The sequence below is a fragment of the Bacillus sp. PS237 genome (assembly GCF_037963345.1).
In the GTDB taxonomy this organism is placed as follows: Bacteria; Bacillota; Bacilli; order Bacillales; family Bacillaceae; genus Bacillus; species Bacillus subtilis.
This window is the reverse complement of record NZ_CP150156.1, coordinates 1,008,948-1,034,597: the sequence shown is the minus strand read 5'-3', so window position 1 is coordinate 1,034,597 and position 25,650 is coordinate 1,008,948. Positions and strand designations below refer to the sequence as shown.

At 44.3% G+C, this 25,650-nt stretch carries 29 protein-coding genes; 17 read left to right on the top strand and 12 right to left on the bottom strand.

The annotated features are described in order from the left end of the window. Positions 1 to 168 precede the first annotated feature (168 nt). The 6 genes from spaC (at position 169) to NST22_RS05305 (ending at position 4,280) form a co-directional block, all read left to right on the top strand. The gene (gene spaC / locus NST22_RS05330) at positions 169 to 1,260 is read left to right on the top strand and encodes a spore coat associated protein SpaC (RefSeq protein WP_003245845.1); all 1,092 of its coding nucleotides are present in this window, start codon (positions 169 to 171) and stop codon (positions 1,258 to 1,260) included. Further along, positions 1,250 to 2,611 carry a spore coat associated protein YheD gene (yheD, locus tag NST22_RS05325; RefSeq protein WP_003245015.1) on the top strand — a complete coding sequence of 454 codons (1,362 nt, stop codon included), beginning with the start codon at positions 1,250 to 1,252 and terminating at the stop codon, positions 2,609 to 2,611. Before spaC ends, yheD begins: the two co-directional genes overlap by 11 nt. Before the next feature lie 149 nt (positions 2,612 to 2,760). Beyond that, the gene (locus NST22_RS05320) at positions 2,761 to 2,979 is read left to right on the top strand and encodes a YheE family protein (RefSeq protein WP_010886462.1); all 219 of its coding nucleotides are present in this window, start codon (positions 2,761 to 2,763) and stop codon (positions 2,977 to 2,979) included. Between the two features lie 208 nt (positions 2,980 to 3,187). Further along, a complete protein-coding gene (sspB, locus tag NST22_RS05315) occupies positions 3,188 to 3,391 on the top strand; it encodes a beta type acid-soluble spore protein SspB (protein ID WP_003233287.1) in 204 nt (67 codons plus the stop codon). Positions 3,392 to 3,495: 104 nt separating this feature from the next. Continuing rightward, complete coding sequence (locus NST22_RS05310) at positions 3,496 to 3,621, top strand: hypothetical protein (RefSeq protein ID WP_003245136.1); 126 nt, start codon at positions 3,496 to 3,498, stop codon at positions 3,619 to 3,621. A 38-nt stretch (positions 3,622 to 3,659) separates the two neighbouring features. Then, positions 3,660 to 4,280 carry an SDR family oxidoreductase gene (locus NST22_RS05305; RefSeq protein ID WP_003245013.1) on the top strand — a complete coding sequence of 207 codons (621 nt, stop codon included), beginning with the start codon at positions 3,660 to 3,662 and terminating at the stop codon, positions 4,278 to 4,280. Positions 4,281 to 4,328: 48 nt separating this feature from the next. Here NST22_RS05305 and bmrD read toward each other — a convergent pair whose 3' ends face one another. From bmrD to NST22_RS05290, 3 genes are all read right to left on the bottom strand, one after another. Beyond that, complete coding sequence (bmrD, locus tag NST22_RS05300) at positions 4,329 to 6,350, bottom strand: multidrug resistance ABC transporter ATP-binding protein/permease BmrD (RefSeq protein ID WP_003233292.1); 2,022 nt, start codon at positions 6,348 to 6,350, stop codon at positions 4,329 to 4,331. Beyond that, the gene (gene bmrC, locus NST22_RS05295) at positions 6,347 to 8,104 is read right to left on the bottom strand and encodes a multidrug ABC transporter ATP-binding protein BmrC (RefSeq protein ID WP_003245157.1); all 1,758 of its coding nucleotides are present in this window, start codon (positions 8,102 to 8,104) and stop codon (positions 6,347 to 6,349) included. Before bmrC ends, bmrD begins: the two co-directional genes overlap by 4 nt. Before the next feature lie 119 nt (positions 8,105 to 8,223). Then, entirely contained in the window at positions 8,224 to 8,385 is a 162-nt protein-coding gene (locus NST22_RS05290) for a hypothetical protein (protein ID WP_010886461.1), read from the bottom strand. Between the two features lie 163 nt (positions 8,386 to 8,548). Here NST22_RS05290 and NST22_RS05285 point away from each other — a divergent pair, with 163 nt between their 5' ends. Both NST22_RS05285 and nhaC read left to right on the top strand, forming a co-directional pair. Continuing rightward, complete coding sequence (locus tag NST22_RS05285) at positions 8,549 to 9,049, top strand: universal stress protein (RefSeq protein WP_003233299.1); 501 nt, start codon at positions 8,549 to 8,551, stop codon at positions 9,047 to 9,049. A gap of 126 nt (positions 9,050 to 9,175) precedes the next feature. Continuing rightward, the gene (gene nhaC / locus NST22_RS05280; protein ID WP_003233301.1) at positions 9,176 to 10,537 is read left to right on the top strand and encodes a Na+/H+ antiporter NhaC; all 1,362 of its coding nucleotides are present in this window, start codon (positions 9,176 to 9,178) and stop codon (positions 10,535 to 10,537) included. Between the two features lie 42 nt (positions 10,538 to 10,579). Here the strand turns inward: nhaC and dat are convergent, their stop codons facing one another. After that, a complete protein-coding gene (dat, locus tag NST22_RS05275) occupies positions 10,580 to 11,428 on the bottom strand; it encodes a D-amino-acid transaminase (protein ID WP_003233305.1) in 849 nt (282 codons plus the stop codon). Between the two features lie 284 nt (positions 11,429 to 11,712). On the opposite strand from dat, the gene NST22_RS05270 reads away from it, so the two are divergent. After that, on the top strand, positions 11,713 to 12,561 hold the full coding sequence (locus NST22_RS05270) for a polysaccharide deacetylase family protein (protein WP_003245705.1): 849 nt from the start codon (positions 11,713 to 11,715) through the stop codon (positions 12,559 to 12,561). 23 nt (positions 12,562 to 12,584) lie between these two features. Here the strand turns inward: NST22_RS05270 and srtN are convergent, their stop codons facing one another. From srtN to NST22_RS05255, 3 genes are all read right to left on the bottom strand, one after another. Further along, positions 12,585 to 13,328, bottom strand: a complete 744-nt coding sequence (srtN, locus tag NST22_RS05265) for a sirtuin NAD-dependent deacetylase (protein ID WP_003233309.1) — start codon at positions 13,326 to 13,328, stop codon at positions 12,585 to 12,587. Positions 13,329 to 13,397: 69 nt separating this feature from the next. Then, positions 13,398 to 14,513, bottom strand: coding sequence for a small-conductance mechanosensitive channel protein MscY (mscY, locus tag NST22_RS05260; RefSeq protein WP_003245529.1), 1,116 nt, complete (start codon positions 14,511 to 14,513; stop codon positions 13,398 to 13,400). A gap of 148 nt (positions 14,514 to 14,661) precedes the next feature. Continuing rightward, positions 14,662 to 14,769, bottom strand: a complete 108-nt coding sequence (locus NST22_RS05255; protein WP_009966908.1) for a YhdX family protein — start codon at positions 14,767 to 14,769, stop codon at positions 14,662 to 14,664. A gap of 233 nt (positions 14,770 to 15,002) precedes the next feature. On the opposite strand from NST22_RS05255, the gene NST22_RS05250 reads away from it, so the two are divergent. Genes NST22_RS05250 through crcB form a run of 3 tightly spaced genes read left to right on the top strand, consistent with a single transcriptional unit; the run spans position 15,003 to position 16,469 of the window. Beyond that, a complete protein-coding gene (locus NST22_RS05250) occupies positions 15,003 to 15,734 on the top strand; it encodes a glycerophosphodiester phosphodiesterase family protein (RefSeq protein ID WP_003244958.1) in 732 nt (243 codons plus the stop codon). Beyond that, the gene (locus NST22_RS05245) at positions 15,721 to 16,116 is read left to right on the top strand and encodes a CrcB family protein (RefSeq protein ID WP_003245042.1); all 396 of its coding nucleotides are present in this window, start codon (positions 15,721 to 15,723) and stop codon (positions 16,114 to 16,116) included. The genes NST22_RS05250 and NST22_RS05245 overlap by 14 nt, the downstream gene beginning before the upstream one ends. Beyond that, positions 16,113 to 16,469 (top strand): fluoride efflux transporter CrcB, encoded by a 357-nt coding sequence (crcB, locus tag NST22_RS05240; RefSeq protein ID WP_003245812.1) that lies wholly within the window; start codon positions 16,113 to 16,115, stop codon positions 16,467 to 16,469. Before NST22_RS05245 ends, crcB begins: the two co-directional genes overlap by 4 nt. Before the next feature lie 13 nt (positions 16,470 to 16,482). Here crcB and NST22_RS05235 read toward each other — a convergent pair whose 3' ends face one another. Both NST22_RS05235 and NST22_RS05230 read right to left on the bottom strand, forming a co-directional pair. Next, a complete protein-coding gene (locus NST22_RS05235; protein ID WP_003245822.1) occupies positions 16,483 to 17,868 on the bottom strand; it encodes a hemolysin family protein in 1,386 nt (461 codons plus the stop codon). Between the two features lie 326 nt (positions 17,869 to 18,194). Further along, complete coding sequence (locus tag NST22_RS05230; RefSeq protein WP_003245683.1) at positions 18,195 to 19,376, bottom strand: pyridoxal phosphate-dependent aminotransferase; 1,182 nt, start codon at positions 19,374 to 19,376, stop codon at positions 18,195 to 18,197. 156 nt (positions 19,377 to 19,532) lie between these two features. Between NST22_RS05230 and cueR the strand changes: the two genes are divergently transcribed. Further along, a complete protein-coding gene (cueR, locus tag NST22_RS05225; RefSeq protein WP_010886460.1) occupies positions 19,533 to 19,964 on the top strand; it encodes a Cu(I)-responsive transcriptional regulator in 432 nt (143 codons plus the stop codon). Between the two features lie 60 nt (positions 19,965 to 20,024). Then, positions 20,025 to 21,359 carry a hemolysin family protein gene (locus NST22_RS05220; RefSeq protein ID WP_009966903.1) on the top strand — a complete coding sequence of 445 codons (1,335 nt, stop codon included), beginning with the start codon at positions 20,025 to 20,027 and terminating at the stop codon, positions 21,357 to 21,359. Positions 21,360 to 21,427: 68 nt separating this feature from the next. On the opposite strand, the gene NST22_RS05215 is transcribed toward NST22_RS05220, so the two are convergent. Then, a complete protein-coding gene (locus tag NST22_RS05215) occupies positions 21,428 to 22,027 on the bottom strand; it encodes a 1-acylglycerol-3-phosphate O-acyltransferase (RefSeq protein ID WP_003233335.1) in 600 nt (199 codons plus the stop codon). 134 nt (positions 22,028 to 22,161) lie between these two features. Then, entirely contained in the window at positions 22,162 to 23,157 is a 996-nt protein-coding gene (akrN, locus tag NST22_RS05210) for an aldo/keto reductase AkrN (RefSeq protein ID WP_003245422.1), read from the bottom strand. Between the two features lie 196 nt (positions 23,158 to 23,353). Between akrN and sigM the strand changes: the two genes are divergently transcribed. Genes sigM through NST22_RS05195 form a run of 3 tightly spaced genes read left to right on the top strand, consistent with a single transcriptional unit; the run spans position 23,354 to position 25,189 of the window. Next, a complete protein-coding gene (gene sigM, locus NST22_RS05205; protein WP_003224177.1) occupies positions 23,354 to 23,845 on the top strand; it encodes an RNA polymerase sigma factor SigM in 492 nt (163 codons plus the stop codon). Continuing rightward, positions 23,835 to 24,911: an anti-sigma factor gene (locus NST22_RS05200; protein ID WP_010886459.1), complete on the top strand. Its 1,077-nt coding sequence runs from the start codon at positions 23,835 to 23,837 to the stop codon at positions 24,909 to 24,911. Before sigM ends, NST22_RS05200 begins: the two co-directional genes overlap by 11 nt. Further along, positions 24,899 to 25,189, top strand: coding sequence for an anti-sigma-M factor (locus NST22_RS05195; protein ID WP_003233341.1), 291 nt, complete (start codon positions 24,899 to 24,901; stop codon positions 25,187 to 25,189). The genes NST22_RS05200 and NST22_RS05195 overlap by 13 nt, the downstream gene beginning before the upstream one ends. A gap of 30 nt (positions 25,190 to 25,219) precedes the next feature. Here NST22_RS05195 and NST22_RS05190 read toward each other — a convergent pair whose 3' ends face one another. Beyond that, positions 25,220 to 25,648: a GNAT family N-acetyltransferase gene (locus tag NST22_RS05190; RefSeq protein WP_009966899.1), complete on the bottom strand. Its 429-nt coding sequence runs from the start codon at positions 25,646 to 25,648 to the stop codon at positions 25,220 to 25,222. Between the last annotated feature and the right edge of the window lie 2 nt (positions 25,649 to 25,650).

Genomic DNA, 25,650 nt, shown 5'->3' with positions numbered 1-25,650 from the left:
AGACAAATTCCTGTTCTTAGAAAATCAGCTTGTTCTTTTGGAATAGGGCAAGGTGGAGAATCGTATTCTGTAAAGTAGAATACCGTCAGCTGCGTTCGTCTTACATGTATTTAGTGTAAAGCTGCGGACACCCGCCGGCAGCTTTTGAATAAAAGGGGGAGTCTCACCATGATAACACTCGGTTTTATGTCCTTATCCCGCCAGCATGAAGCGGATTATTCCGCAGAACTGGCCAAAAGAGCACCCGAATTCGGCATACGTTTCATCCGGTTTACACCATTTGATATTTCACCTGACACTTTGCGTGTCAAAGCATCGGTCTATCATTCGGCCAGCAGCACATGGAACGAAACTGAAATGGCGATTCCAGATTATATTTATGATCGCTGTTTTTACGGCAAGGATTCACATTCCCAAAAAGCAAAACCAATCGTTGAGTGGCTCAAAAAATATCCGAAAACGGAATTTATCGGGCGGGGTCTTCCCGATAAGTGGACCGTCCTTCACGATTTGCAGCAGCACTCTGTAATCAATCCCTATATTCCCGAAACGATAAAGGTGAGCCGCTACGAACAAATTCACTCCTTTTTATCCAAAGAAAAAGCCTGCATCCTTAAACCGGCATTCGGCGCGGGAGGCAGAGGCGTGATTCTTTTGAAGCTGGGCAAGAAAAACATCACTGCTACTTATCACATCGGAAAGGATAAGCAGACAAAAACGTTTTCCAACCAGACTTCTTTTAAAACATGGTGCAAAAAAGTGCTTCAGCATCAATATTTGCTTCAGCCTTACTTAAACATTCAAGATAAGGAACAATACCCTTGTGATATTCGTCTGTTTATGGAAAAAAACGAAGCAGGTGAATGGAATACAGTCGGAAAGGCAGTAAGACGCGGATACAAACACGGGCTGCTGGCCAATTTGTCAGGCGGATCTGATGCGCTGACATTTGACTCCTGGTTTGAAGATATACCGAAAAAACAGCAAGTGGTTTTACTAGATGATGTGTTTTCAATTACCCAATCGGTTCCGTATTATCTTGACGAGCGCTATGGGCCGTTGTTTGAACTCGGTCTTGATATATGTCTTGCAAAGGACGGGAGAATTTGGATTTTAGATATCAATTCCAAACCAGGCAGGAAGTCAATCCTGCGTGTCTCTCCCGAGCAAAAAGAACAGCTGTACACTTGTCCCCTAAAACGCTGCCAATATCTGTTTTCTGAGCAAAGCCAGAAAGGAGTTCTTCCGCGTGAATCCTAAACGGTTTTTGATCGGCATAGACAAAACCAGTGAAAACACCCTGTTTCTGCCCTCTTCGCTGAAGCAAGACGGACTTTTGCATGCCGCATTCGGAACGAAGGTTGTCAGATGCCACGTTGCTTACAGACGGCATCTGGAACAAACCGTGCTTCTCTCTGAAAATCTGTTTCATGAGCTTTTGCTTCCCCACCGAAGCAGGGCAGATATACTGATTCATGATCATACAGTGCATATCGGGCCGTTAGTCGGCATCTTTACGGCAGGGTTTACTGTATCTCTTGAACGCCCATTTAAGGATCGTTCCCTCTTTTTTTCTAAACTTGTCACGTTACACGAGCAAGCCGGGGGCTACTGCTTCGTTTTTGGCGCGCACCAAATCAATTGGGAGGAAGGCACGATTGAAGGCCTCCTTTACAGGGAAAACGGCTGGGAGAAAAAAATCGTTCCATTGCCGAACGTCGTTTATGACCGTTTGCCGAACCGAAAAATTGAAGATTCACTTCTCTTGCAACATACAAAAAAGAGGCTGATCGATGAATATCAGATCCCATGGTTTAATAAAACGTTTTTCAATAAATGGAACGTTCATCAATTGCTCGAAAAAGATCCAAGAACGGCACCCTTTTTGCCTAGATCCGAGCTGACACCGTCTGTGGAGCTGATAGATGAGCTCTGTGGCGCATACAAAAAAGTCTATATCAAACCGGCAAATGGAGCACTCGGCACCGGCATTTATCAGCTGACAAGAACAGATGGCGGCCTGACGGTAAAGCATACGAATGACGCCAAAACTTTTACATCAATTGATTATTCCGATGCCGCCTCATTCCTTGCAGAATTTCAAAAACATCACAACCCGTCCGACTTTCTCATTCAGCAAGGTGTTGATCTCATCGAATTTCAAGGCAAACCAGCGGATTTCCGTGTCCATACCAATAAAAACAGAAAAGGAAAATGGACAGTGACAGCAATCGCCGTAAAAATTTCCGGAAAGAACAGCATTACAACACATCTTTCTAACGGCGGCACTGTAAAGACACTTGCGGAAGTATACGATGATCCCGCTGAAAGAGTTGAGGTCATTAAAAAGCTTTCTGCAGCGGCACTGACTGCAAGCCATGTCCTTCATGATCATATCGAGGGATTTATCGGGGAGATTGGTTTCGATTTTGGCATTGATCAGAACGGTAAAGTATGGATGTTTGAAGCGAATTCGCGCCCGGGCCGAAGCATTTTTTCTCATCCAAATTTGCATCATGTTGATTCTCTTACAAAACGAAGAAGTTTTGAATACGCGTCATATTTATCTGAGAAGGCAATCACATCTCCGGAAGCATTGTGGCCTTCGTAACCTGTCCGCTTTTTTAATAAAGCGGGCTTATCTTTATCCAAAGCTGGGACAAACTGCATATTTAGGCCTCTTCAATGATGTTCTGAAACAATGATACAATGAACATAAGCCGTTTTTATTTAGGTCAATTGATACCAAATGTAAGGAGCGTGGCCGTAATGATTTCTCATTTCAGCTGGAAACCTTTGTTCCCAAAAGAAAAGCTGCCCGGATGGAAAATTTCATTTTATTATAAAGGGACCCATTATGAAGGCATCTATCATAAGAGCGGTGAGATTGAATGGGGAGACTTGTTTCCCGCCCGCGCTGACGAGCCTGCTCTTACAAACGAGATACATGAACTGATGCTTTTTCATATTTATGACTAGCTTAGCCTAAACGGCTAAGCTTTTTTTATTTCTCAAGATTTACCACACAATTCTCCGCATGATTTTCCGGCCATTTTAACATAATACGTAGTAACAAGCCGGCAAAGCATTGGGTTACGCCGAGGCGGCAGTGACACCCGAGAAGGGTTCACAGATTGGTGCAACTCCAGTTAACCCAACCATACTAAATAAAAAGGAGATTTTACACATGGCTAACCAAAACTCTTCAAATGACTTACTAGTTCCTGGCGCAGCTCAGGCTATCGATCAAATGAAACTTGAAATCGCTTCTGAATTCGGCGTTAACCTTGGAGCGGACACAACTTCTCGCGCTAACGGTTCTGTCGGAGGAGAAATCACAAAACGTTTAGTATCTTTCGCTCAGCAGCAAATGGGCGGCAGAGTTCAATAACAATTCAATATATGGCTATAGAGGGCGCGGTTTCCGCGCTCTCTTTATTTTGTCACCCTTTTTTCCTGCTCCACATATCCTAGAAAAAAAGGGAGGGAATCGGGGTGTCATTCATCACCATTGTGAATTGGGAGCTGGTTCAATTCGTAAGTGTATCCATGATTCATGAATATGTTTCCCATCGTTCTGTTTATTTGTACAGGTATTCTTTCCCGCGCTGTTCAAACTGAGAACATCCTTTTATAATGAAAGGCGAGGAGGTTTTTTAATGAAAATCGCTTTATTAGGAGCCAGCGGCCGCGTCGGACAAGCCTTTTTAACACAAGCTGCAGCAGATGAAAGATTTGATATTTTCGCTCTGATCAGATCTCAACATGCTGATCTTCCCCTTTCAAAAGACAGAACTGTCATGGGGAACGCCCGCCGCTTAGAAGATGTGAAAAAAATAATGGAGAATGCTGAAATCGTGATCAGCTGTCTAGGCACAGATGGTGATGATACCTTGTCAACTGCTATGGCACACATTCTCTCCGTTATGGAGGAACAGCATATCAAACGGCTTATTACGATCGGCACCGCAGGGATCCTAGATTCCCGATATGAACCGGGAAAATACCGGTTTGAAACAAATGAATCGAAACGAAAGCAGACCCGCGCAGCCAAGGAGCATGCAAAAGTATACGAAATGCTTAAAGAATCATCATTAGACTGGACAATCATCTGCCCCACTTACCTCCCGGACGGAACAGCAACCGGCGTTTATCGTACGGAGCGTAACGTTTTGCCTGAGGGCGGCACAAGCATTTCGGTCGGCGATACTGCGGACTTTTTATATCGTGAGCTCGTTACAGGTGAGTATGTCGGAAACCGTGTCGGACTGGCTTATTGACTACATAAACCAAAAACCCAAAACACGATTGTTTTGGGTTTTTGAGCGTTATGCAATGGAATGTTTCTGTCCCTTTTGCAGTTCATACATTTGATAATATTGGCCTTCTAATGCCATCAGTTCCTCGTGGTTCCCTCTCTCAACAATTTCTCCTTTATCAAGAACCAAAATCTGATCAGCATTTCTGATTGTTGAAAGCCGGTGAGCGATGACGAAGGTGGTGCGTCCTTGTTTGACGACATCAAGCGCCTTCTGGATCACGGCCTCTGTCTCTGTATCAATATGCGCCGTTGCCTCATCTAAAATCAAGATCGCGGGATCAAACGCCAAAGCTCTAGCGAAAGAAATTAACTGCCGCTCTCCAGAGGATAGCGTGCTGCCTTTTTCAATCACGGGCTCATTAATGCCCTTCGGAAGCTTCTTAAGAAGAGGCTCAGCACCGACTTGCCGCAGTGCATTTTTTATTTCTTCTTCAGTCATTCTTTCGTCATCCAGACTTACGTTAGATCCGATTGTGCCCGAGAATAAGTACGGGTCCTGAAGCACAATACCCATATGGGATCTGAGTTCCTGTCTTGACATGTTGTAAATGCTTTTTCCATCAATTAAGACATCACCTTTTTGCGCATCATAAAAACGAAACAGAAGATTCAAAATCGAGCTTTTTCCTGATCCGGTATGGCCGACGAGCGCTACGGTTTCGCCTTTTTGCGCAGTAAAGGAAATATGCTTTAATACCTCTTCACCTTCTTGATACGCAAATGACACATCACGAAATTCAACCCGCCCCAGCGCGCGCTCCTTCGCCGGTTCACCCGCTTCTTCCGTATTCTTTTCTTCAAGCAGTTCAAAAACACGCCCGGCGGAGACCCTTGCAAGCTCCAGCTTTGAAAACTGATTGACGATGCCTGTGATCGGCTGAAATAACCGGTTCAAATAATCGACAAACGCGTACAGCACACCGATAGAAACAATCCCCGCCGCATTCAGGCTCGCACCGCCAAAATGCCAGATCAGACAGACGAACGCAAGATTGCGGATGACATTGACCAGATTATGGGACATTAAGGAGTTTAAATTCAGCATCCTGTTTTGGAAATAAAAATGTGATTCATTTAATTCCTCAAATTCTCTCATTGTTTCCTTTTGATGGCGGAAAGCCTGAATAATGGTCATGCCTTGAATTGACTCATTCATTTTTGCGTTAATGTCACTGTTGATCGAGCGGATTTTTTGGTTGTAATATGACGCATATCTCCGGTATATGACCGACCACAGCCAGATAATCGGCACAATTGCCAGACATACAAACGCAAGCTTCACATCAAGCAGAAACAAAGCCGTGAATATCCCGAACATATAGATTCCGCTTGTCACAAATGTTGAAAGCACTGTGACATATAAATCCCTAATAGCCTCCGTATCATTGGTAATCCGCGCAACGACTTTTCCGGCCGGAAGGTTGTCAAAATAGCGAATCGGCATTTTCTGTATGTGCGAAAACACGTCCTGCCTCATCTTTTGAATAATCCGATTGGCGCTCATCTGCAGCAGATAATGCTGTCCGTATTGAAAGAATACCGAAAACACAAGCAAGCCCCCATACAGGCAGATCAGTAACACCATTCCCTTTATTTCCGGCTGATAGAACTGGAAAAGTTCCTGCTTAGTCAGCTTTTCGGCAGCATATGCCCGGCTCTTGTCTCCGTTTGTGATCGTCAGCTTCCCGTCAGAAACCGTTCTATTCCCGTCGAAGCTGACAGCCTGATCAACAAAATAGAACGCCATTCCCACTTGATAAATATGCGCTTCTTTTGCTTTTGAAACAGGCTCCTGCAATCGGTCCTCTCTGACATATGAGACGCCGTGAAACTGAACGGCATTTTTATCTTTTTCCGCAGCTTCATACCATGTTTTCTCAATGCCGAGGATATGGTCGTCTATCATTTTTTTGCCAATAAAGGGCCCAGTCAGTTCTGCACCGACGGCAACAGTTAGCAAAAGGACGGCTGTGATCAGCAATTTTCGATAAAGAAGTGCGTATCTCCATAACGTTTTTCCTATTTTCATGCCCCTGCTCCCCCTTCTTCCGCAGTGAACAGCTGCTGTCTTTCATATTGTTCCCGGTACCACCCATTATTGGCCAGCAGTTCTTGATGCGTGCCTCTCTCAGCAATGACGCCGCCGTCCATCACAAGGATCAGGTCAGCGTGCTCTACCGCGGATAATCGGTGTGTCAAAATAAATGTCGTTTTTCCTTTGCGGTTTTCTCTGATGTTCTTGATAATTGCAGCCTCTGTTTTGGCATCTACAGCGGAAAGTGAATCATCCAGAATCAAGATTTCCGGATTCGCCATGAGTGCTCTCGCGATCGAAATTCTTTGTTTCTGCCCGCCTGACAGTGCCACGCCTTTTTCACCGACCATTGTCTCCAGACCGGACGGAAGCATGTGCAAATCTTTTTCAAAATGTGCTTCGGCAATGGCTTGCTGAACCTCTTTATCAGTTGCATCCTGTTTTCCGTATAAAATATTTTCTTTTACAGTCCGTGAAAACAGTAAATGATCCTGAGGCACATATCCGATCCATCCGCGGAGACGGTCAAGAGGGATTTGCTGAATCGGTACACCTGAAAATGTAATGCTCCCTTCACCTGGAGGATACTGGCGCAAAAGCTGCTTAATAATTGTCGTTTTTCCGCTCCCGGTTTTACCTGCAATCCCGACAGTCTGCCCTTTTCGCACCGTAAATGAAATATCCTGAAGATTGTCACTTGTTGAGCTTGGATATGTAAAGCTGACATGACTGAAAACGATATCTCCAGGCTCTTTAAGATCAGCGGGCTGTTTTGGATCTGTCACATCCGTTTCATAAGAAAGAGTTTCATTTACCCGATCTAATGACGCATTGCCGCGCTGCATCACATTAATGAGTTCACCGATTGCAAACATCGGCCAAATCATCATGCCGAGATAAACGTTAAAGGACACTAACTCTCCAAGCGTCAGCTCGTTCCGGAATACAAGAAACGCTCCGTAGCCGAGCCCAATCAGATAGCTTGCGCCGACAAGCAGTTTTACCGTCGGCTCAAACAGTGAATCAATAAAAGCCACTTTCATATTTTTCTGATAAACATCAGCGGTCATTTCATTAAACCGGCGAACATCGTTTGTTTCCTGAACATACGCGCGAATCACCCGCACGCCTGAAACAGATTCCAGCACTCTGTCATTCAGCGCCCCGAACGCGTTTTGGGCCTCAGTAAACCGCTCATGAATTTTACTTCCATATAGACTGATTGCAATCGCCATGACTGGAAGCGGGATAATGGCGGCAAAGGTCAGCTTCCAGCTGATCAAAAACCCCATTGTCAAAAAGATCGTCATCATAAACATCGTAGAATCAACTAACGTCAAGATGCCAAACCCTGTGGTTAAACTGACGGCCTGAAGATCATTTGTCCCTCGTGCCATTAAATCGCCTGTTCGGTTTTTTTCATAAAACGGCGGCGACATAGTCAGCAAATGCCCCATCAGCTTCGTACGAAGAATTTTCTCCATCAGATTCGCTCCGCCAAACAGCTGATGCATCCAAAAATAAGACATGATATACACGGCCGCCGTCAGCACAAAAAAGATACCGATATAAAACAGCAGCCCTTCCGCAGTAAATGCCCCTGCTTTCATATCATCTATGGCGTTCCCCAAGAGCTTAGGCGGAAACATTTCAATGACATTGACTGCTAATAAAAGGACAATCGCAATCGTATAGCGCAGCCAGTACGCCTTAAAAAACCAGCCAAGCTTTTTCAAAACTGAAAACATCTATCCCCATCTCCTCATCAGCCGCCTTCTATTTTTTCCTTGCAGCTTTTTTCATCCAGTTTGGCACGAACTGCCCTCGCCTCTGTATTTGTCTTCACATCCCATACACCTGTCTTTCCTTAGATTTTGTATATAAAAAAGGCATGAAGCGTCAGCTCCATGCCTTTTTTAACCGATATGTTACGCACAGCGCTTTTCAGCGCGCGGTCCGACCTAAAAAACCGTTCACGAAAACAGAACAAAAGGTTTGCCGCGCCAATATGAAACTGTTTGATAAACACGCAAATTCCTTGGCATAGCAAACCCTCCTTCCATTCTGATTTCATCTTTTTATCATCATATAAACAAAACCTTTTATTGTCAATCATTACTTGAATAGGAAAAGGTTAATTGTGCTCAAATTCGGGTAGTAGTGTTGTAAGACGCTTTGAAAGGGTGAGAAGGATGTTCCATGCTGACCGTATCATTGTTGCGTTTGACGGAAGTGAAAATAGTAAGAAAGCGCTTCTGACAGCCATTGATCTTGCTAAAACCGTAAATGCCGCTATTACCGTCGCCCATTCACATGATATGAAAGACAATCAGACCGTCATCGACCCGCCCAGACCCGCAGCTGAGGCAAGCTATATCAGCGGAGGCATGACAAGTGTTCCTGATCCGCTGATATCGGATGTAACATCACCTGAGCCAATGATCTATGAAGACCGTACGGAAGAAGTCATCGCCGAAGCCAGAATGATGCTGAATGAACAGCAGGCAGATGGAGATATCGATATATTAGAAGGCGATCCGGCTGAATCAATTATCGAGCATGCAAACCGCATTTCTGCCGATATGATCGTAACCGGAAGCAGAGACCAAAACAGGCTGAAAAAGCTAATATTCGGAAGTGTAAGTGAAAAGCTTTCAGCGAAATCGGATATACCCGTCCTGATTGTAAAGTGAGCACGCCCTGTGCTCACTTCTTTTATATTCATAATTGTGAAAAAACATAGATTTTCGTTTTTTTCTGTTATAATGCTTTCGTGCCCAAAAGCACAAAAGCATTAAAGATAAATATGGGGTGTTATTTTGGATTCTCAAAAAAAGCTGACGTTTCCGTTAGCCGTCGGTTTATTTATATTCATGTTGTGCATTATTATTTCTTGCTTATTCTTGCTTCATGTAGAACCTCATATCCCGCTGTTTTTAAGTGTTGTCATGCTTTCAGCAGCAGCTTTATGGTTTGGATTTCCCTGGAAGAGCATTGAAAAAGGGATTGTAGACGGGATCAAAAACGGCGTACAGCCGATTATTGTTCTAGCGCTGATCGGCATCTTAATCGGCGCCTGGATGTACAGCGGCGCAATACCGACTATGACAGTTTATGCCCTATCCTTTATTGAACCAAGCCACCTTCTGTTGACTGCTTTGTTTTCATGTATGATCATCAGCACACTTGTTGGCTCAAGTCTGACAACTGTAAGCACAATCGGAGTAGCGCTGATCGGCGTGGCGAGCGCGGCTGGCGTTCCGCTTGAATGGACAGCAGGCGCAGTCATATGCGGCGCTTGTTTTGGGGATAAAATGTCGCCGATGTCGGACACAACCAACTTTGCAGCCGGAATAGGCGAAATACCAATCTTTGAACACATTCGCCATATGATGGGCACAACCATTCCAGCTTTGCTCATCACTGTCGTTCTGTTTTACTTTCTCGGTTCATCAGTGTCAGCGGACGCTGCTTCAACCGATAATATTCAGCAGGTCATAACCGGAATAAAAGATGCTGCAAACGTGACACCGTGGGCCCTTCTTTCTCCGCTCTTAGTCGTTTTGCTGGCAATGAAACGGGTATCAGTAATCCCCGTTCTGACTGCCGGAATTATTTCCTCGGGAATTTTGACTGCTATTTTTGTACCCTACAGCAGCCTGCAGGCGTTTATGACAGCTTTACAAAATGGCACAACTTTCGAAACTGACAATGAGGCAGCCGCTAAAATTATTAACAGAGGCGGACTGCAATCCATGATGGGCTCTGTCTCTCTCATTATGATTGCTTTTGCACTCGGCGGATTGATGGAGAAAATCGGATTGATTTCTGCACTATTGGAAGGCGTCATGAAAGGCATCCGCTCAAAAGGCCGTCTTGTTGCAGCAACTGTCTGCTCAAGCATCGGCGTCAACTTGGCAACGGGCGAACAGTATTTATCGATATTAATACCGGGACAATCATTTAAATCTTTATATGACAAACGAAACATCCAGCGAAAATTTCTGACAAGATCATTAGAGGACGGCGGAACATTAATTAACCCATTGATTCCTTGGGGCGTCAGCGGCGCATTTATGGCGAGCGCACTTGGTGTTCCAGTCATAGACTACATCCCATTTACGTTCTTCCTCTATATATCGCCAATGATCTCCATTTTGATTGGATTTGTTAAAAAATAAAAAGAGCCCCGCTGTAAAAAGCGGGCTCTTTTCTTCGTTCATTTATGAAATGCTAGCAGCCTGTTGAATGCTTTCTTGAAAAGCAGCCTGAAGCTGTTTGGTCACCGGTCCGGGTTTCCCGCTTCCGATCGATTGTCCATCGAGCGTCACGACCGGAATAATTTCTGCCGTCGTTGACGAAATAAAGATCTCTTCCGCCTGTTTCAACTCTTCTTCACTGACAGGAGTCTCATCCAGTTTGATCCCATTCTTCTCAATCAGTCCTAAAATATTCATCCGTGTAATTCCATTGAGAATGAGCCGATTAGCCGGATGTGTTCGCACTGTGCCGTTGATAACGGCATAAACGTTAGAGGATGTACCCTCCGTAACAACGCCGTCCCTAAGTAAAATGGCTTCAAATGCTCCGGCTTCATAGGCCCTTTGCTTCGTCATGACATTATACAGTAAATTCAGACTTTTGATATCACATCTTAACCAGCGAAGATCCTCATCTGTAATGGCCGCCACTCCGTATGCCTGCTCTTGCTCCGGTTTTTTCACCGTAAACGTATAGGCAGTAGTCTGCGGCTCGAGGCCGGCTTCATACTGGTGTTTTCGCGGGGCCACACCTCTTGTTGTCTGAATGTATACCGCTCCCTCACTGACCGCATTTTCCTGTACAAGCTTTTGCAGGTCCCACTCGAGATCTTCTATACTGAATGGCAGTGAAATTCCGATTTCAGCAGCACTTCTGAAAAAACGCTCTGCATGCTCACGTAAGCCGAACAATACTCCTTTGTACACCCTGATCACTTCATAGATGCCGTCACCAAACTGATAACCGCGATCTTCCAAATCGATTGATGCTTCACTGCGCCCAATCAGCCGGCCATTGACTAAAACCTTCATAAAAGCCCTCCCTTTTCGAGATGTCCCTGATGTCATTCAAGCTGTCATTATCACTAATTCTACCATATTGGACAAGCTGAAAAACAGAAAGATCAAGAGATCTATAGCGGAAAGGAGTTTATTTTTTCCTTAAAATCTGACATTTCGACAAATTTTCTATGTGCTTTCCAGTTTTATTCCTGTATACTTGACTGGTAATACATAGGTTGTAAACATAAGGCATCTTCATAAGCTGCCTGCTGTACAGCATTATGTAGAGATTTTATGCCAATGGAGAGATTGTTATGCGACAAACGAGAGGAGAGGCTTCTCCTTCTGCAGTTTCGCTTGCTTTTAAATTTGCAAGTTTAGCAGTTTTATGTGTGCTGCTTTTGCTTATGGTGATTTTGGGTTATTCCAACAGTTCAACGAAAGCAAAGGAAGTCACTGTCACAACAAACGGCCAGCTTCGAGATGAGAAGGAAAGCCTTAAGCTGAAAAACGACTCCCCCGATCTCCTGATAAAACATCTGCAGACAAAGCAGAACATGGGAGATAAAACGGTTTACTTAACCTTCGACGACGGCCCTTCAGCCGTTACAACCCGCTTGCTCGACGTACTGAAAAGCGCTGATGTAAAAGCGACGTTTTTTATGCTGTCACCGCGGATGAACGAATTCAAGCAGGCTGTGAAAAGAGCAGAAAAGGAAGGCCACGCACTCGGTTTACATGGCGTTACCCACAATAACAGATTGTTCTATCAAACACCGACATCTCCGCTAAAAGAAATGCAGGAGGCGCGTGACACGCTGCAGGACATTACAGGATATAAAACCGATCTTGTCAGAACGCCATACGGAAGCAAGCCGTCACTAACCGCCTCACAAATTCGCAATCTGGAGAAAGATGGGTTTGTGTACTGGGATTGGACGATCGACAGCATGGACTGGAAATACCGGAATTCACAGTATGTGACCGCCGTATTACAGCAGCTTGAGAATATGGAACACAGCTCTTCAAGCCGCCCAAATGTAATTCTCATGCATGATCTTCCTGCTACTGTAAATGCGCTGCCGGTACTAATCAATAAATTAAAAGAAAAAGGCTATTCCTTCGGAGTGTTAGAGGACACAATGGTTCCTGTTCATGAATAAAAAAGTGAGGCGCATAAAGCGGCTCACTTTTTCATGCCCAAACTTCGGGCAAACTCGCCGATTTTTTGATGGATGACCATGTCAAACAAGCTGTCGCAATACGTTGGTTCAAGGTTTATGATGACTTTCTTCATGCCGGGAATCAGGCTTGCATCCTCAGGCACAAATCTAGCCGGAGCCACTTCGAGAGACGTGCCGATAACCAATAAAAGATCTGCTTGATCCAGCTTTTCATAAAGGGTGTCAAAGTGCATGACGGCATCGCCAAAGAGAACAACATCGGTTTTTAATACCGTTCCGCAAATGTCCCCATTGTTTCCGGCCGCCGTGCACTCCGGCACCTCCCGCTCCAGCAAATGGGGAAGATCATATCGGGCGCCGCATGCCGGACAAGCTGCTGTCTGGATAGAACCATGCAGTTCGTACACATGCCTGCTCCCCGCTTTTTTATGAAGACCGTCAATGTTTTGCGTGAAAATATCGACCTGCTTCCCTTGCTTCTCCAGCTCAGCTAAAAGCAAATGGCCTTCATTCGGTTCAAAGCTGCCGCTCATTTTCATCTGGAACAATTCTTTGAATTTGGGCCAAAACAGACGCGGATAACTTAAAAAATAATCAAGGCTCATCGCTTCCATTCTTGAGGCATCCTCCGTCCAAATGCCCCCTGCTGAACGAAAGTCGGGGATCCCTGATTCTGTGCTCATTCCCGCTCCGGTCAGCACAACAATTCTCTGTGCTTCATGTAGAATACTTTTGAATGTTTCCAACTCAACACCGCCTTTTTCTCTTATTTTACCATGAAAAAGACTCCGCCTCTGTCAGACGAAGTCTCTCTTTTAAGCCCGTTCCTTTTCCTCTTTATTTAGATTCACCTGGAATTGGTCGCTTTCGTGCTTTTGCTTGACAACAACCATTTGGCCGGGATATGCAAACTGAACGCCTTCTGCACCTAAAATCTCAATAATTTTATAGTTGATATCCTCTCTAATATTAAGGTTTTCAGCCCAAACCGTCGTTTTTGTATAGAAGTTAAAAAATAAATTGTAGTAGCTGTCGGCAAACGTATCAAAGTTGACCATGATTATTTCATTATCAACGCCCTCATGCTCTAAGAGCATTGTTCTGAGAGAATGAATGGAGCGTTCAAGGTTCTCAATCGGCGTAGCGTAGGACACATGGATGGAAAACGTAATCTGGCGTTTGGTCATTCTTGTCCAGTTCGTGATCGCTTCCATCGACAGCGTAGAGTTCGGCACCGTTACAAGCGCCCCCTGTGCTGTTCTGAATCTCGTGCTCCTAAAGGTAATATCCTCGACTGATCCTGTTACTGTCGACGTCTCCACCCAGTCACCAATTGTAAACGGCTTTTCAGTAATAATGATAATACCGCCGAAGAAGTTGCTGATGGTATCCTTCGCGGCAAGCGCAAAAGCCAGTCCGCCAAGACCAAGGCCCGCTACAAATCCGTTGACATCATAATTGAATTCCTGAGCGATCACACTGACACTGAGCGCAATGATCACAAAACGGAGCAATTTGGATAAAAACGGGGCCAGAATGTCATCCATGTCAAGCTCGAAGCGCTGGTTCACCTTATGGAAGATAAACGACGATGTTGCGGTCAAATTACAAAGACCCCAACACAAGAGCGCCACAATCAGTGAGCGGTATATTTTGCTGATGACCGGCATTTGCTCATCTAAAAACGGTGAATACCGGATCGCTAAAAACAGCCCAAGGGCAACAAAAAACCATCTGGCCGGCTTATCAAACGCCAGAACCACCTGTTTAAAAATTTCTGTTTTCGGCCGGTTTGTCAAATTAAAAAGCAGGTTAAAAAAATATCTTGTGAATAATTTTCTAAGTATAAGAAACACCAGCAAAATCGCCAAGCTGATGCCGATTTGTATGATGTTATCAAGCGTAAAATACTGCTGCAGATAATCCGGCATGACTGTCTCCCCTCTATCCCAATCAATTGTTTATTATACTAAAATATTCGTAAGGATGTTCATTTAAATGTCTTATGCAGCACAAAACCCCGGCGAAACGCCGGGGTCATTTCTCAATTCATCTATCAGCCAGATTCAATAGGGACAGTCACTTACCTTTTTTCGTTTGTGTCTGATCAAGGAGAGTTGCTTTTTGCATTTCAGCATCCGTTTCGGCTTTAATTCTTTCCTCCACTCTGATTCTCCCTTTTCCCATGATCTCGCCTCCTTTTTTGCTATTATAAAGGATCATATTTTGTTGTGAACATGTCGAAAGACCTAATTTTCTGACGAAATGTGTTCTGATACGCTGAGTGTCTTTTTTTAGTTATACGCATTCCTCAGCCCGGACCATTCCGATATGGCAGAAAAAATTCACCAGTTTGTATCGCGGTGCATATATGGATTTGATACAATAACAGAAATGCCCATACGAGGAGCTGACTTAGCTTGTACATCATTGCCCATCGCGGAGCATCCGGCTACGCTCCGGAAAATACGATTGCCGCATTTGACCTTGCGGTGAAAATGAATGCAGATATGATCGAACTGGATGTCCAGCTTACAAAAGACAGGCAGATTGTTGTGATACACGATGACAGGGTTGACCGAACAACAAACGGATCGGGCTTTGTTAAGGATTTTACCTTGGAGGAATTGCAAAAACTCGATGCAGGAAGCTGGTACGGTCCCGCTTTTCAAGGAGAGCGTATTCCAACCCTGGAAGCGGTGCTCAAGCGCTACCACAAAAAAATCGGCCTTTTAATTGAACTAAAAGGCCATCCGTCTCAAGTCGGAATTGAAGAAGAGGTGGGACAGCTATTAGGGCAATTTTCTTTTTCTATCAATAATATTGTTCAATCCTTTCAGTTCCGCTCCGTCCAAAGGTTCCGCGAGCTTTATCCTTCGATTCCGACAGCGGTCATTACAAGGCCCAACTTTGGCATGCTGTCCAGAAATCAGATGAAGGCCTTCCGCTCTTTTGCAAACTATGTCAATATAAAACACACACGGCTTAACCGTCTGATGATCGGCTCCATCAATAAAAATGGCTTAAACATATTTGCATGGACTGTCAACAATCAAAAGACAGCGGCAAAATTACAAGCCATGGGCGTGGACGGCATCGTTACAGATTACCCGGATTTCATCATAAAGGATGGCAAACATGAAAATATATAGCGCGGTTTTTATCGGAGGCGCGCTTGGCGCCTGCCTCCGATACGGATTAAACTTATGGATACACACCGGTCAGTTCCCGGCGGCAACCTGGCTGGAAAATGCGGCAGGCAGCCTTCTATTAGGCATTTTGACCGGATTTTTTATGATCGGGGCAAAACGGCCTCTGCTGTCGGCTTTTTTAGGCACCGGCTTTTGCGGAGGCTTCACAACAATGTCCACGTTTTCTAAGGAAACAGTGATGCTTTTGCAAGGACAACCCTCATTGGCTCTTTTATATGTGGCAGCCTCATTGATATCAGGGATCATATTTGCACTGATTGGTGTTTTTGTGGGACGGCGCATAGCAGGCATTCAGCAAAGAAAGGGGCTGCAGGAAAAATGACACTAGCGGGTATTTTCATAGGGGGCGGACTTGGCGCAATGCTTCGCTTCTGGCTTGGCAATGTCATAACCGCCAAAACCAAAGGTCTCAGCCTGCCCATTGGCATACTGACAGTCAATATTCTCGGAGCTCTCGGGCTCGGAATATTTACAGGACTTCACGTTGCAAATGCTTCGGTCTCGCTTATCATTGGCACGGGGTTTTTTGGCGCCTTTACGACCTTTTCCACATTCAGCGTTGAAACTATTCAACTCCTTATGGCCAAACGTGTAAAAGAAAGCATCTTGTACATCGTCCTGACACTTTGCGGGTCGCTTTTTGCATTTTGGTGCGGCTGGACAATCACAATATAAAAAAACCTTGAGCTTATTTCTCGCTCAAGGTTGCACTGTTCAGCATCACAGGCTCGGGCAGCGGCAGCTTGTGGTGCGCCGTAATCCCGGTTGTGTTGCCGGCTTCTTCTTTTATATCGATTTGCTTGATTAATCGGCCGTCCATCTTCAGCACCTTTATCGTATATGAACCGATGCGAATGGATTCACCAGCCTCAATATCGATGTTTTCTTTTAATATCAGCCCGCCGATCGTATCGACGTCTTCTTGAATCGATGCGCCAAGAAGGCTGTTCACCTGATCGATCCGAACCTTTCCATCCATCACATAATGGCCGTCGCCAAGCTTTTGGATCAGCGGCTGTTCATCTTCATCAAATTCATCTCGGATCTCTCCGACAATTTCCTCAAGAATATCCTCTGTCGTCACAAGTCCCGAGGTTCCTCCGTATTCATCCGACAATATAGCCATATGAATGCGCTCGCGCTGCATTTTAATCAGCAAGTCATGAACCGGGATCGTTTCAATCACTTCGATGACCGGCCTCACATACGGATGGATCGTCATCTTCATTCGTTCTTCTTCTGTCATAAACAGCAAATCAGAAAACAAATGCTTCGTATTGACCAAACCGAGCACACTGTCTTTGTCTCCATCTGTGACTGGCCAGCGCGTGTATTTTTCCTTCAGCATGACTTCAAGCATCTCGGCCATCGTCATCTCAGTTGACACAGCAGCCATTTCCTTCCGCGGTATCATAATTTCTTTGGCGATCCGATTATCAAATTCAAAAATCTTATTCACATATTTATATTCAGACGGATTAATCTCTCCGTTTTTTAAACTCTCAGATAACAGCATCCTGAGTTCTTCCTCAGAATGGGAACCATCATGTTCTGACGCAGGCTTCAAACCGAACATCCCGCATAAAAGCCGCGCCGATCCATTGAGGATCCAAATAAACGGAAACAGGAGCAAATAGAATAAACGCAAAGGGCCCGCTATCAGTAAAGTCAGCTGTTCTGCCTTTTGAATCGCGACCGTTTTCGGGGCCAGTTCACCTACAACAACGTGCAGGAACGTGATCAAGCCGTACGCGACTGCAAAAGAGACTGCATGTGAAACCGAGTCCGGCAAGCCGAGCGGTTCAAACAGTGGATGCAGCAGCCGTTCAAAGGCCGGCTCACCCAGTACGCCAAGCCCGATTGATGTCAATGTAATGCCTAGCTGGGATGCGGATAAATATTCATCCAAATCTGTAATGACACGCCTTGCGAGTATCGCCCGTTTGTTTCCTTCTGTGATAAGCTGATCTATTCTGGATCTCCTCACTCTAACAATCGCAAACTCGCTTGCAACGAAAAACGCGGTTAAAGCAATGAGCACGCCAATTAAAATCAGACTGTCAATATCGTCCATTTAACCCTATCCTCTCAACAAAGGATAAGGAGTCACCTCCTGATATAATCATTTTTCCTTAACATTGAGGTACGCGGTGTATTGTTGCCTAAGCAGAGGGCCCCATCATACCACCTCCAAAAGTCAAAGTTTGATTATAAATTGTATATTTTATTGTAACACAACTCATTCCAAAAATGATTTTTAATTTTTAGACTTTTATCATGAAGAAAGCCTTAACTGCATGCCTGCTTGTCAATTCTGCGCCTGTCTGGATTGGAAGAGGAAGGATTTTGCGGATATAAAAAGAAAACAGCCTTGAAAACTGTTTTCTTTTCTTTGCCTTCTTAAGCAAAATCTTTATATAAAGAAATGAAAATGTCCCGTGAGTTTTTAATCTGCTCGATCGGCACACTGAAGGATAATCGGAAATGCCCGCTCATTCCAAAACCGCTGCTCGGCACAATTAATAATTTGTATTTTTGGGCGGCATGCACGCAAAATGCAACTTCATCTTCAATCGGCGATTTCGGAAAAACAAAGAAACCTCCCTTTGGCATTTCAAATTCAAAACCGGCTTCTTTTAAAATGTCTACCATTAAATCCCGGCGCTCTTTATAAGCGCTCGCGTCTACTCTTAAATCATCCATTCGTGCCACAGCCCGCTGCATCATGACAGGGGCATTCACAAATCCAAGCGTTCGATTACAATACACAAAAGCGTTGATCAAAAGGTCCGCATCCGGCATTCGGCTGTCCAATCCGATATACCCGAGCCGCTCTCCGGCTATGCCGAGATCTTTACTGAATGAGCTGGCCAATATCACACGATGGTACGATTGAAACGGATTTGCCAGCTCTTCATCATAGATTAATTGACTGTACGGTTCATCAAACAGCACATAAATCGTCTGGCCGCTCTTCTCTTCTATTTCTTTTAATAAAGCGCCTAAATCGTCTATATTTTTCTGGCTGAGAACAGTGCCTGTGGGGTTATGCGGTGTATTGAGAATCAGCCCTTTCGTCTGTGGAGTGATCGATTGCCTTACCGCTTCAATGTCGATCTCAAACCGGCTTGTCAACGGGCAGCTGACGGCTTTTCCCCCGTAGTTCTCAATATACAACTTATATTCGGCAAAATAAGGTGCAAGAATAATGACCTCTTCCCCAGGGTTTACGATGCTTTTTAACGCAACATTCAAAGCGCCTCCCGCGCCCACCGTCATGACGATGCGCTCCGCTGAGAAATCAGCTTCAAAACGCGAGCCCAGAAATTGCGCGACTTTTTCTCTCGCTGCAAGAAGCCCTTGGTTTTGTATGTATCCGTGGCTGCCTTTTTCAGCTTCCTCTATTAACGCTCTCTTAAAAGCTTCAGGCGGTTCAACAATCGGGTTGCCGAGTGAAAAATCAAATACCTGGTCTTCCCCGAACTCCTTCTTCAGCCTTGCACCTTCATCAAACAGCTTGCGAATCCATGATCCTTTATTTAAGTTTTCTTCAACTTCCCGGGATAACCCAGCCAATTTCATCTGTCCCTTCCGCATATAAAAATTTGAAAATTCTATCTTCCTATGTTACTTCAATCAGATGATGAATTCCACAACTTCCAATTCCGGTCTAAAAAAAACAATAAACTTGTGCAAGACACCGTTCATATATTAAACTATTCTCATAACTATAACGTGATGGTTGGGAGGGATATAGATGGGGCTGAGACTTATCGCATCAGTGAACTAGCGGCACTCGCCGGAGTAACGAAACGGACAGTTGATTATTATACGAATCTCGGTCTGCTTACGCCGGCCAGATCCTGTTCAAATTACCGTTACTACGACGAAAATGCACTCAAACGACTTATATTTATTGTAGATTGCAAGAAGCAGCGATTGGCCCTGTCCGATATTAAAGATCGACTGGAGAACCAGTTTCCCTCTTCAGCTAAACTTGATGATGAAATTGGAAATCTGGCATTAGAAATTGATCATATGAATCAAAACATCTCCGGAATCTTGCATCGGTTTGAACGGCTGAAGCCCGAGGATCGTGACAAGCTGAAAAGCAAACTCCCGCCTGAAAAGCTCGCCGTGTTCCAATCATTTATGCTGCTGTTAAGTTAAAACCATTTTATCTAACAGGAGGTGTTACCTTCATTCTCATTGCTAGAGTGAAGGTTCTAATTGGACATAGTGAATTTGATTTTAGTTGCTGTTTTAATCGCCCTGACGGCATTTTTCGTGGCATCTGAGTTTGCCATTATCAGAATCAGAGGCTCACGGATCGATCAGCTGATCGCGGAAGGAAATAAAGCAGCAATAGCCGTAAAAAAAGTGACCACGCATCTTGATGAATATTTATCTGCGTGTCAGCTCGGAATTACATTGACTTCCATCGGATTAGGGGTTTTAGGTGAATCAACGATCGAAAGGCTGCTTCACCCGCTTTTCGTCCAAATGAACGTTCCAGGTTCCCTTTCACATGTCATATCGTTTATTTTTGCGTATGCCATTATCACGTTCTTACACGTTGTTGTCGGAGAACTTGCACCTAAAACAGTCGCTATCCAAAAGGCGGAAGCAGTGTCTATGCTGTTTGCGAAACCGCTGATTTGGTTTTACCGCATCGCGTTCCCATTCATTTGGCTTTTGAACAATTCCGCACGGTTATTGACCAAAGCATTTGGCCTGGAGACCGTTTCAGAAAACGAACTGGCTCACTCAGAAGAAGAGCTGCGAATCATTTTGTCTGAAAGCTATAAAAGCGGTGAAATCAACCAATCAGAGTTTAAATATGTGAATAAAATCTTTGAATTTGACGACAGGCTCGCGAAAGAAATTATGATTCCGCGGACCGAAATTGTCAGCCTTCCGCATGATATCAAGATTTCTGAAATGATGGACATCATTCAGATTGAAAAATATACCCGCTACCCTGTGGAAGAGGGCGATAAAGATAACATTATCGGGGTTATTAACATTAAAGAAGTGCTGACCGCCTGCATCAGCGGTGAGGTATCTGTTGATTCCACCATTTCTCAATTCGTCAACCCTATCATTCATGTCATTGAATCTGCGCCGATCCAAGACCTGCTTGTCAAAATGCAAAAAGAGAGGGTCCACATGGCCATTTTGTCTGATGAATACGGCGGTACTGCCGGGCTTGTGACGGTTGAGGACATCATTGAGGAAATTGTCGGTGAAATCCGCGACGAATTTGATATTGATGAAATTAGCGAAATCCGCAAAATCGGCGAAGGCCATTATATTCTTGACGGAAAAGTGTTAATTGACCAAGTAAACGACCTGCTAGGCATCCATTTAGAGAACGAAGAAGTCGATACAATCGGCGGCTGGTTCCTTACTCAAAAATACGATGTTGAAAAAGATGATTCCATCATCGAAGAGGGCTGCGAATTCATCATTAATGAAATTGACGGCCACCACGTCGCATATATTGAAGTGAAAAAGCTTCAAGAAGAAGAACTTCTGGAGACAGCTAACCAGCAGGAAGCATAATAAGAAAAGCACCTTGTATAGGGTGCTTTTCTTATTTTCACAGTTTCAGGACAATCTCTCAGAACGCCTTATAGCTGATCAAGTTTATTCTCTAGTTCTTTAATCCGCTGATTCAAAGCCTCTGTCATTGCTGCAAGTCTTTCCTTTGAAGGCAGGTGGGCAAAATCAGCCTGGTGAAGAGGCTCACCGATAATCAGCTTCATTTTTCCTTTTTTGAATAATTCTTTTCCGCTTGAAGGGCCCTGATATGCAGCGGGGACAAGCGGCGCTTTCCCCATTTGCGCAATCGTCACCGCACCTCTTTTCAAAGGCACATCCTCAGAGGTTCTTGTTCCGCTTGGGAAGATACCGACGATCTCTCCTTCTTTCAGCAGCTTAATCGGCGTTTTAATACTGCTTGGCCCGGGATTTTCCCGATCTACCGGAAAGGCATGAATTTTCTTCAGAAACGAACCGATCCATTTATTTTGAAAAAGCTCTTTTTTCGCCATGTAGTGTATTTGATAAGGAAGAATCCCGACTCCGAGTGTAATCACATCAACCCAGCCGGAATGTGTACACGCGATGACAAAACCTGAATCGGCCGGAAGGTTTTCTTTGTTATACACCTTCACTCCTCCGCGAAGAGAAAGAATAACTTTTAAAGCATTTGCACAAAACTTATACATATCGCACTTCCTTTGTCGTAATCAATGATTCTTTCTGTCATCTATTATAACAATATTTTTTATTACCTGGTACTAATTTTTAAGATTTCTCTCGTTTAAACGCCAAAAAGCTGAGGATTCGCCCTCAGCTTTTGTTATATTTCCTCTCTGGTCGGCGGGGCCATAAACTCCGGTCCGACAGGGTCTGATATCGTATTTTCCAATATAGTATTGATATCTTTCTGATCTTCACTGTTCAGCGTCCAGCCTGTAATCTCAGATAGGGCCTCAAGCTGCCCAGGCTTTCTTGCTCCCCAAAGAGCGATATCCGCTCCCGGCTGATCTAAGATCCATCTGACAGCCAAGTGAATCACTGATTTTCCATAACGTGTCTTCGCCAGCTTATCCAATTGATTCACAGCAGAAAGATACTCTTTAAAGCGGGGCTTCTGGAATTTTGGATCGTGATTACGCAGATCATCGCCCTCAAATGTATATTCTTCAGTCATTTTGCCTGTTAACAGCCCTCTGCATAAACTGCCGTATAATAATGTTGTTATCTTGTTATCTTTCGCATAAGGAAGGACACTCTCTTCCATCTCTCTTTCAAACAGATTATATGGAGGCTGAATCGTATGGAGAGGTGCGACGGCGCGAAATGTATCCATTTGCTCAATTGAAAAATTGCTGACGCCAATCGCCCGGATTTTTCCCGCATCATATAATTCCTTCATGACTTCAGCCGTTTCTTCAATTGGCACAAGCGGATCGGGCCAATGCACCTGATAAAGATCAATATAGTCTGTTTGAAGCCGCTTCAAAGAATTCTCAACTTCCTCTACAATTCTCGCTCTGTTCGCATGGCGGAACAGCTGGTTGTTCTTCCAGTCCAGAGCCGTTTTCGTTGCGAGAATCACCTGGTCTCTTTTGCCGTACTCTTTGATTGCCTTTCCGACAATTTCCTCGGACTGCCCGAAGCCGTAAGCCGGTGCGGTGTCAATCAGTGTAATCCCCTGATCAAGAGCGGCGCGGATTGTTTCAATCGATGTTTTTTCGTCAGTGCCTCCCCACATCGTTCCGCCAATGGCCCATGTGCCGAGGCCGATTCTGGAGGCTTCTATTCCTGTATCTGCTATACTGGTATATTCCATTGTGCCACTCCTTCACTTTTTCACTATCTTTTCCCCTCTGGAAAAAATGTTAAACCTTTCTCCGCACTATCTTTTGCGGCCATTTTTGGGTACTATATAGTAATGGTGTTTGATTAGGTATAAAAAAGCCGTTTGCATGTAATGTGCAACTTTAAACCTTTCTTATGCGTGTATAACATAGAGGGGAGAAAAGGCAGTGACGATCGATGAAATTTACCAAATGTACATGAATGATGTTTACAGGTTCCTGCTCTCCATGACAAAAGACAAGCATCTTGCTGAAGACTTACTGCAGGAAACCTTTATGCGGGCATACATACACATTCACTCCTATGATCACAGCAAAGTAAAGCCCTGGCTTTTTCAAGTGGCGCGAAACGCCTTCATTGATTACGTCAGAAAGCATAAGAAAGAAGTAACCATTTCTGATGACTTAATCGGAAGCCTCTTTCAAAATGCTGTTCAAAGTCCTGCCCATCAGGTAGAGATAAAGGAAGTGCTGACTGGTTATATGTCCGAGCTCCCCGATAATTATCGGGAGGCCTTAACGCTATATTATTTAAAAGAGTTAAACTACAAAGAAGCATCCCATATTATGAATATTTCAGAGGCGAATTTTAAAAGTGTTTTATTTCGTGCCAGACAGCGGCTGAAAGCACTTTATAATAGAGGTGTTAATGATGAATGAAGAATTTAAAAAGCGTTTTGATCAATATAAAAATGGGGAAATGAGCGACCAGGAAATGACTGCATTTGAGGAAGAACTCGAGAAGCTTGAAGTATATCAGGAACTGATTGACAGCGAACTAGAGGACGATAACGATTGGGATCTCAGCATCAGTCCTGAAAAACAAAAAGCGATTTTAGCCTACGGCAAACGCAAGTCTTATTTGCGAATTTCTGTGCTTGCCGTCATTTCGACATTGATGATTTTGCCGCTTTGTACGCTGGGAAGCTACCTCTATTACGGAATGGGTGGAAAACACAGCACCGGCAATGAGTTTATGGAAACTGCCGCAGTCACTGTAGCCCTGACCATGCCGAATGTTCTTGTTGATACTTCCGGACTGAAAAGCCAAGTGAAGCTATTTGGAATGAATACGGAATTCCCGCTGCAAAAGCAGATTGGCACGAAGACGGCTGCCGTAGGGAATGAACGGGTTGAAATGTTTTATAACAAAGTAAAAGCGCCGGCAGTAAACTACTATGACTTAGAAGTGAATAAAACCGGCCATTACTTTACACATCCTTCAAACAAGTCTGAACAAACGACCGCAAAAGCAGAAAAAACGTTAAGCACATTGCCTGAAGGAACGGTATCAGAGGTCTACCTTTCATATGACCGTGCATATCCGACAAAAGACGTGTATAACAAATTCAAAGGCTATGATGTGAGCTTTTTGTGGAACGCAATCGAAACAGAGAAAAACACAAATAAGACAGCTTCCACAGAACCTCTTGGCTATCCTGGAAAGGATTCAAAGTTCTTGGCCGCCCTTAATACAAAAGGCAAGTCGAATGGCGATCAGTTTATCAACGCCCTGAAATTCATGTCCAAACACGAAAAATGGGCTCAGGTCATTTCAAAACGGAAAGACCTGAATGTAGATAACCGATTAGATTATGTAGAGAAAAACGGTGTCAATGTATACGGTTCGGTCGTTACAGGGCCAACCAAGGAAATCCAGCGCATGCTGAAAAATAAATCTGTAAAATCAGCGAATGTCGGCGAGGTGGAATTATGGAACTGGTAAGAATTTTTAAAGAACACAATGTATTCGGCTGGATCTCTGTCGGGACAGCGGTTCTGTCCCTGCTGTTGCTGAATTTGGCCATTATCAGCAACGTCACGTTTTATTCCTATCAAATGCTTCCGTTCGCCATGGCTGCCGTTCCGTTCGGCGTTGTTGAACTCTTCATCAAGAGAGGGCGCACAGGTCCAGGCCTGCTCGGCGTCATCCTTAATCTCTTTGTGATTATTTGTGTGTATACCATTGTATCTGTAGATACGAATTTACAGTTTGGCTTTTAAAAAAGACGCCTTTTCAGGCGTCTTTTTTCGTTATACCGGTTTTCGGAACAAATAACTTTCTATAGTAAAACCCATTTTATCTGTATAAAATCGATGTGCGTCTTTACGCTGAAGGCCAGATGAAAGACTGACAAAACCGAGTCCGGCTTTTCTCGCCCAGTCTGAGGCATAATCCAAAAGCATTTTGCCGTATCCCTTTGATCGGCAAGGTGCCGTTGTAACAAGATCCGCAATCCACAAGTGCTCTCCTTTATGAATGGAAACTCTCGGCAGAGCCCCGCACAGCGCTCTGATTGCTGTATTTTCATATAAGGCAAACAGCATATACGATTCTTTCTGCACACAGGCTTCAAGCCTTTGTAAATACGTCTCTATATCCAGTTCTGTTCTCAATTCACTCATAATCGGATACGACTCAGCCCATTCTTCTTTCGAGGTTAATTGTTTCATATGGATCATCT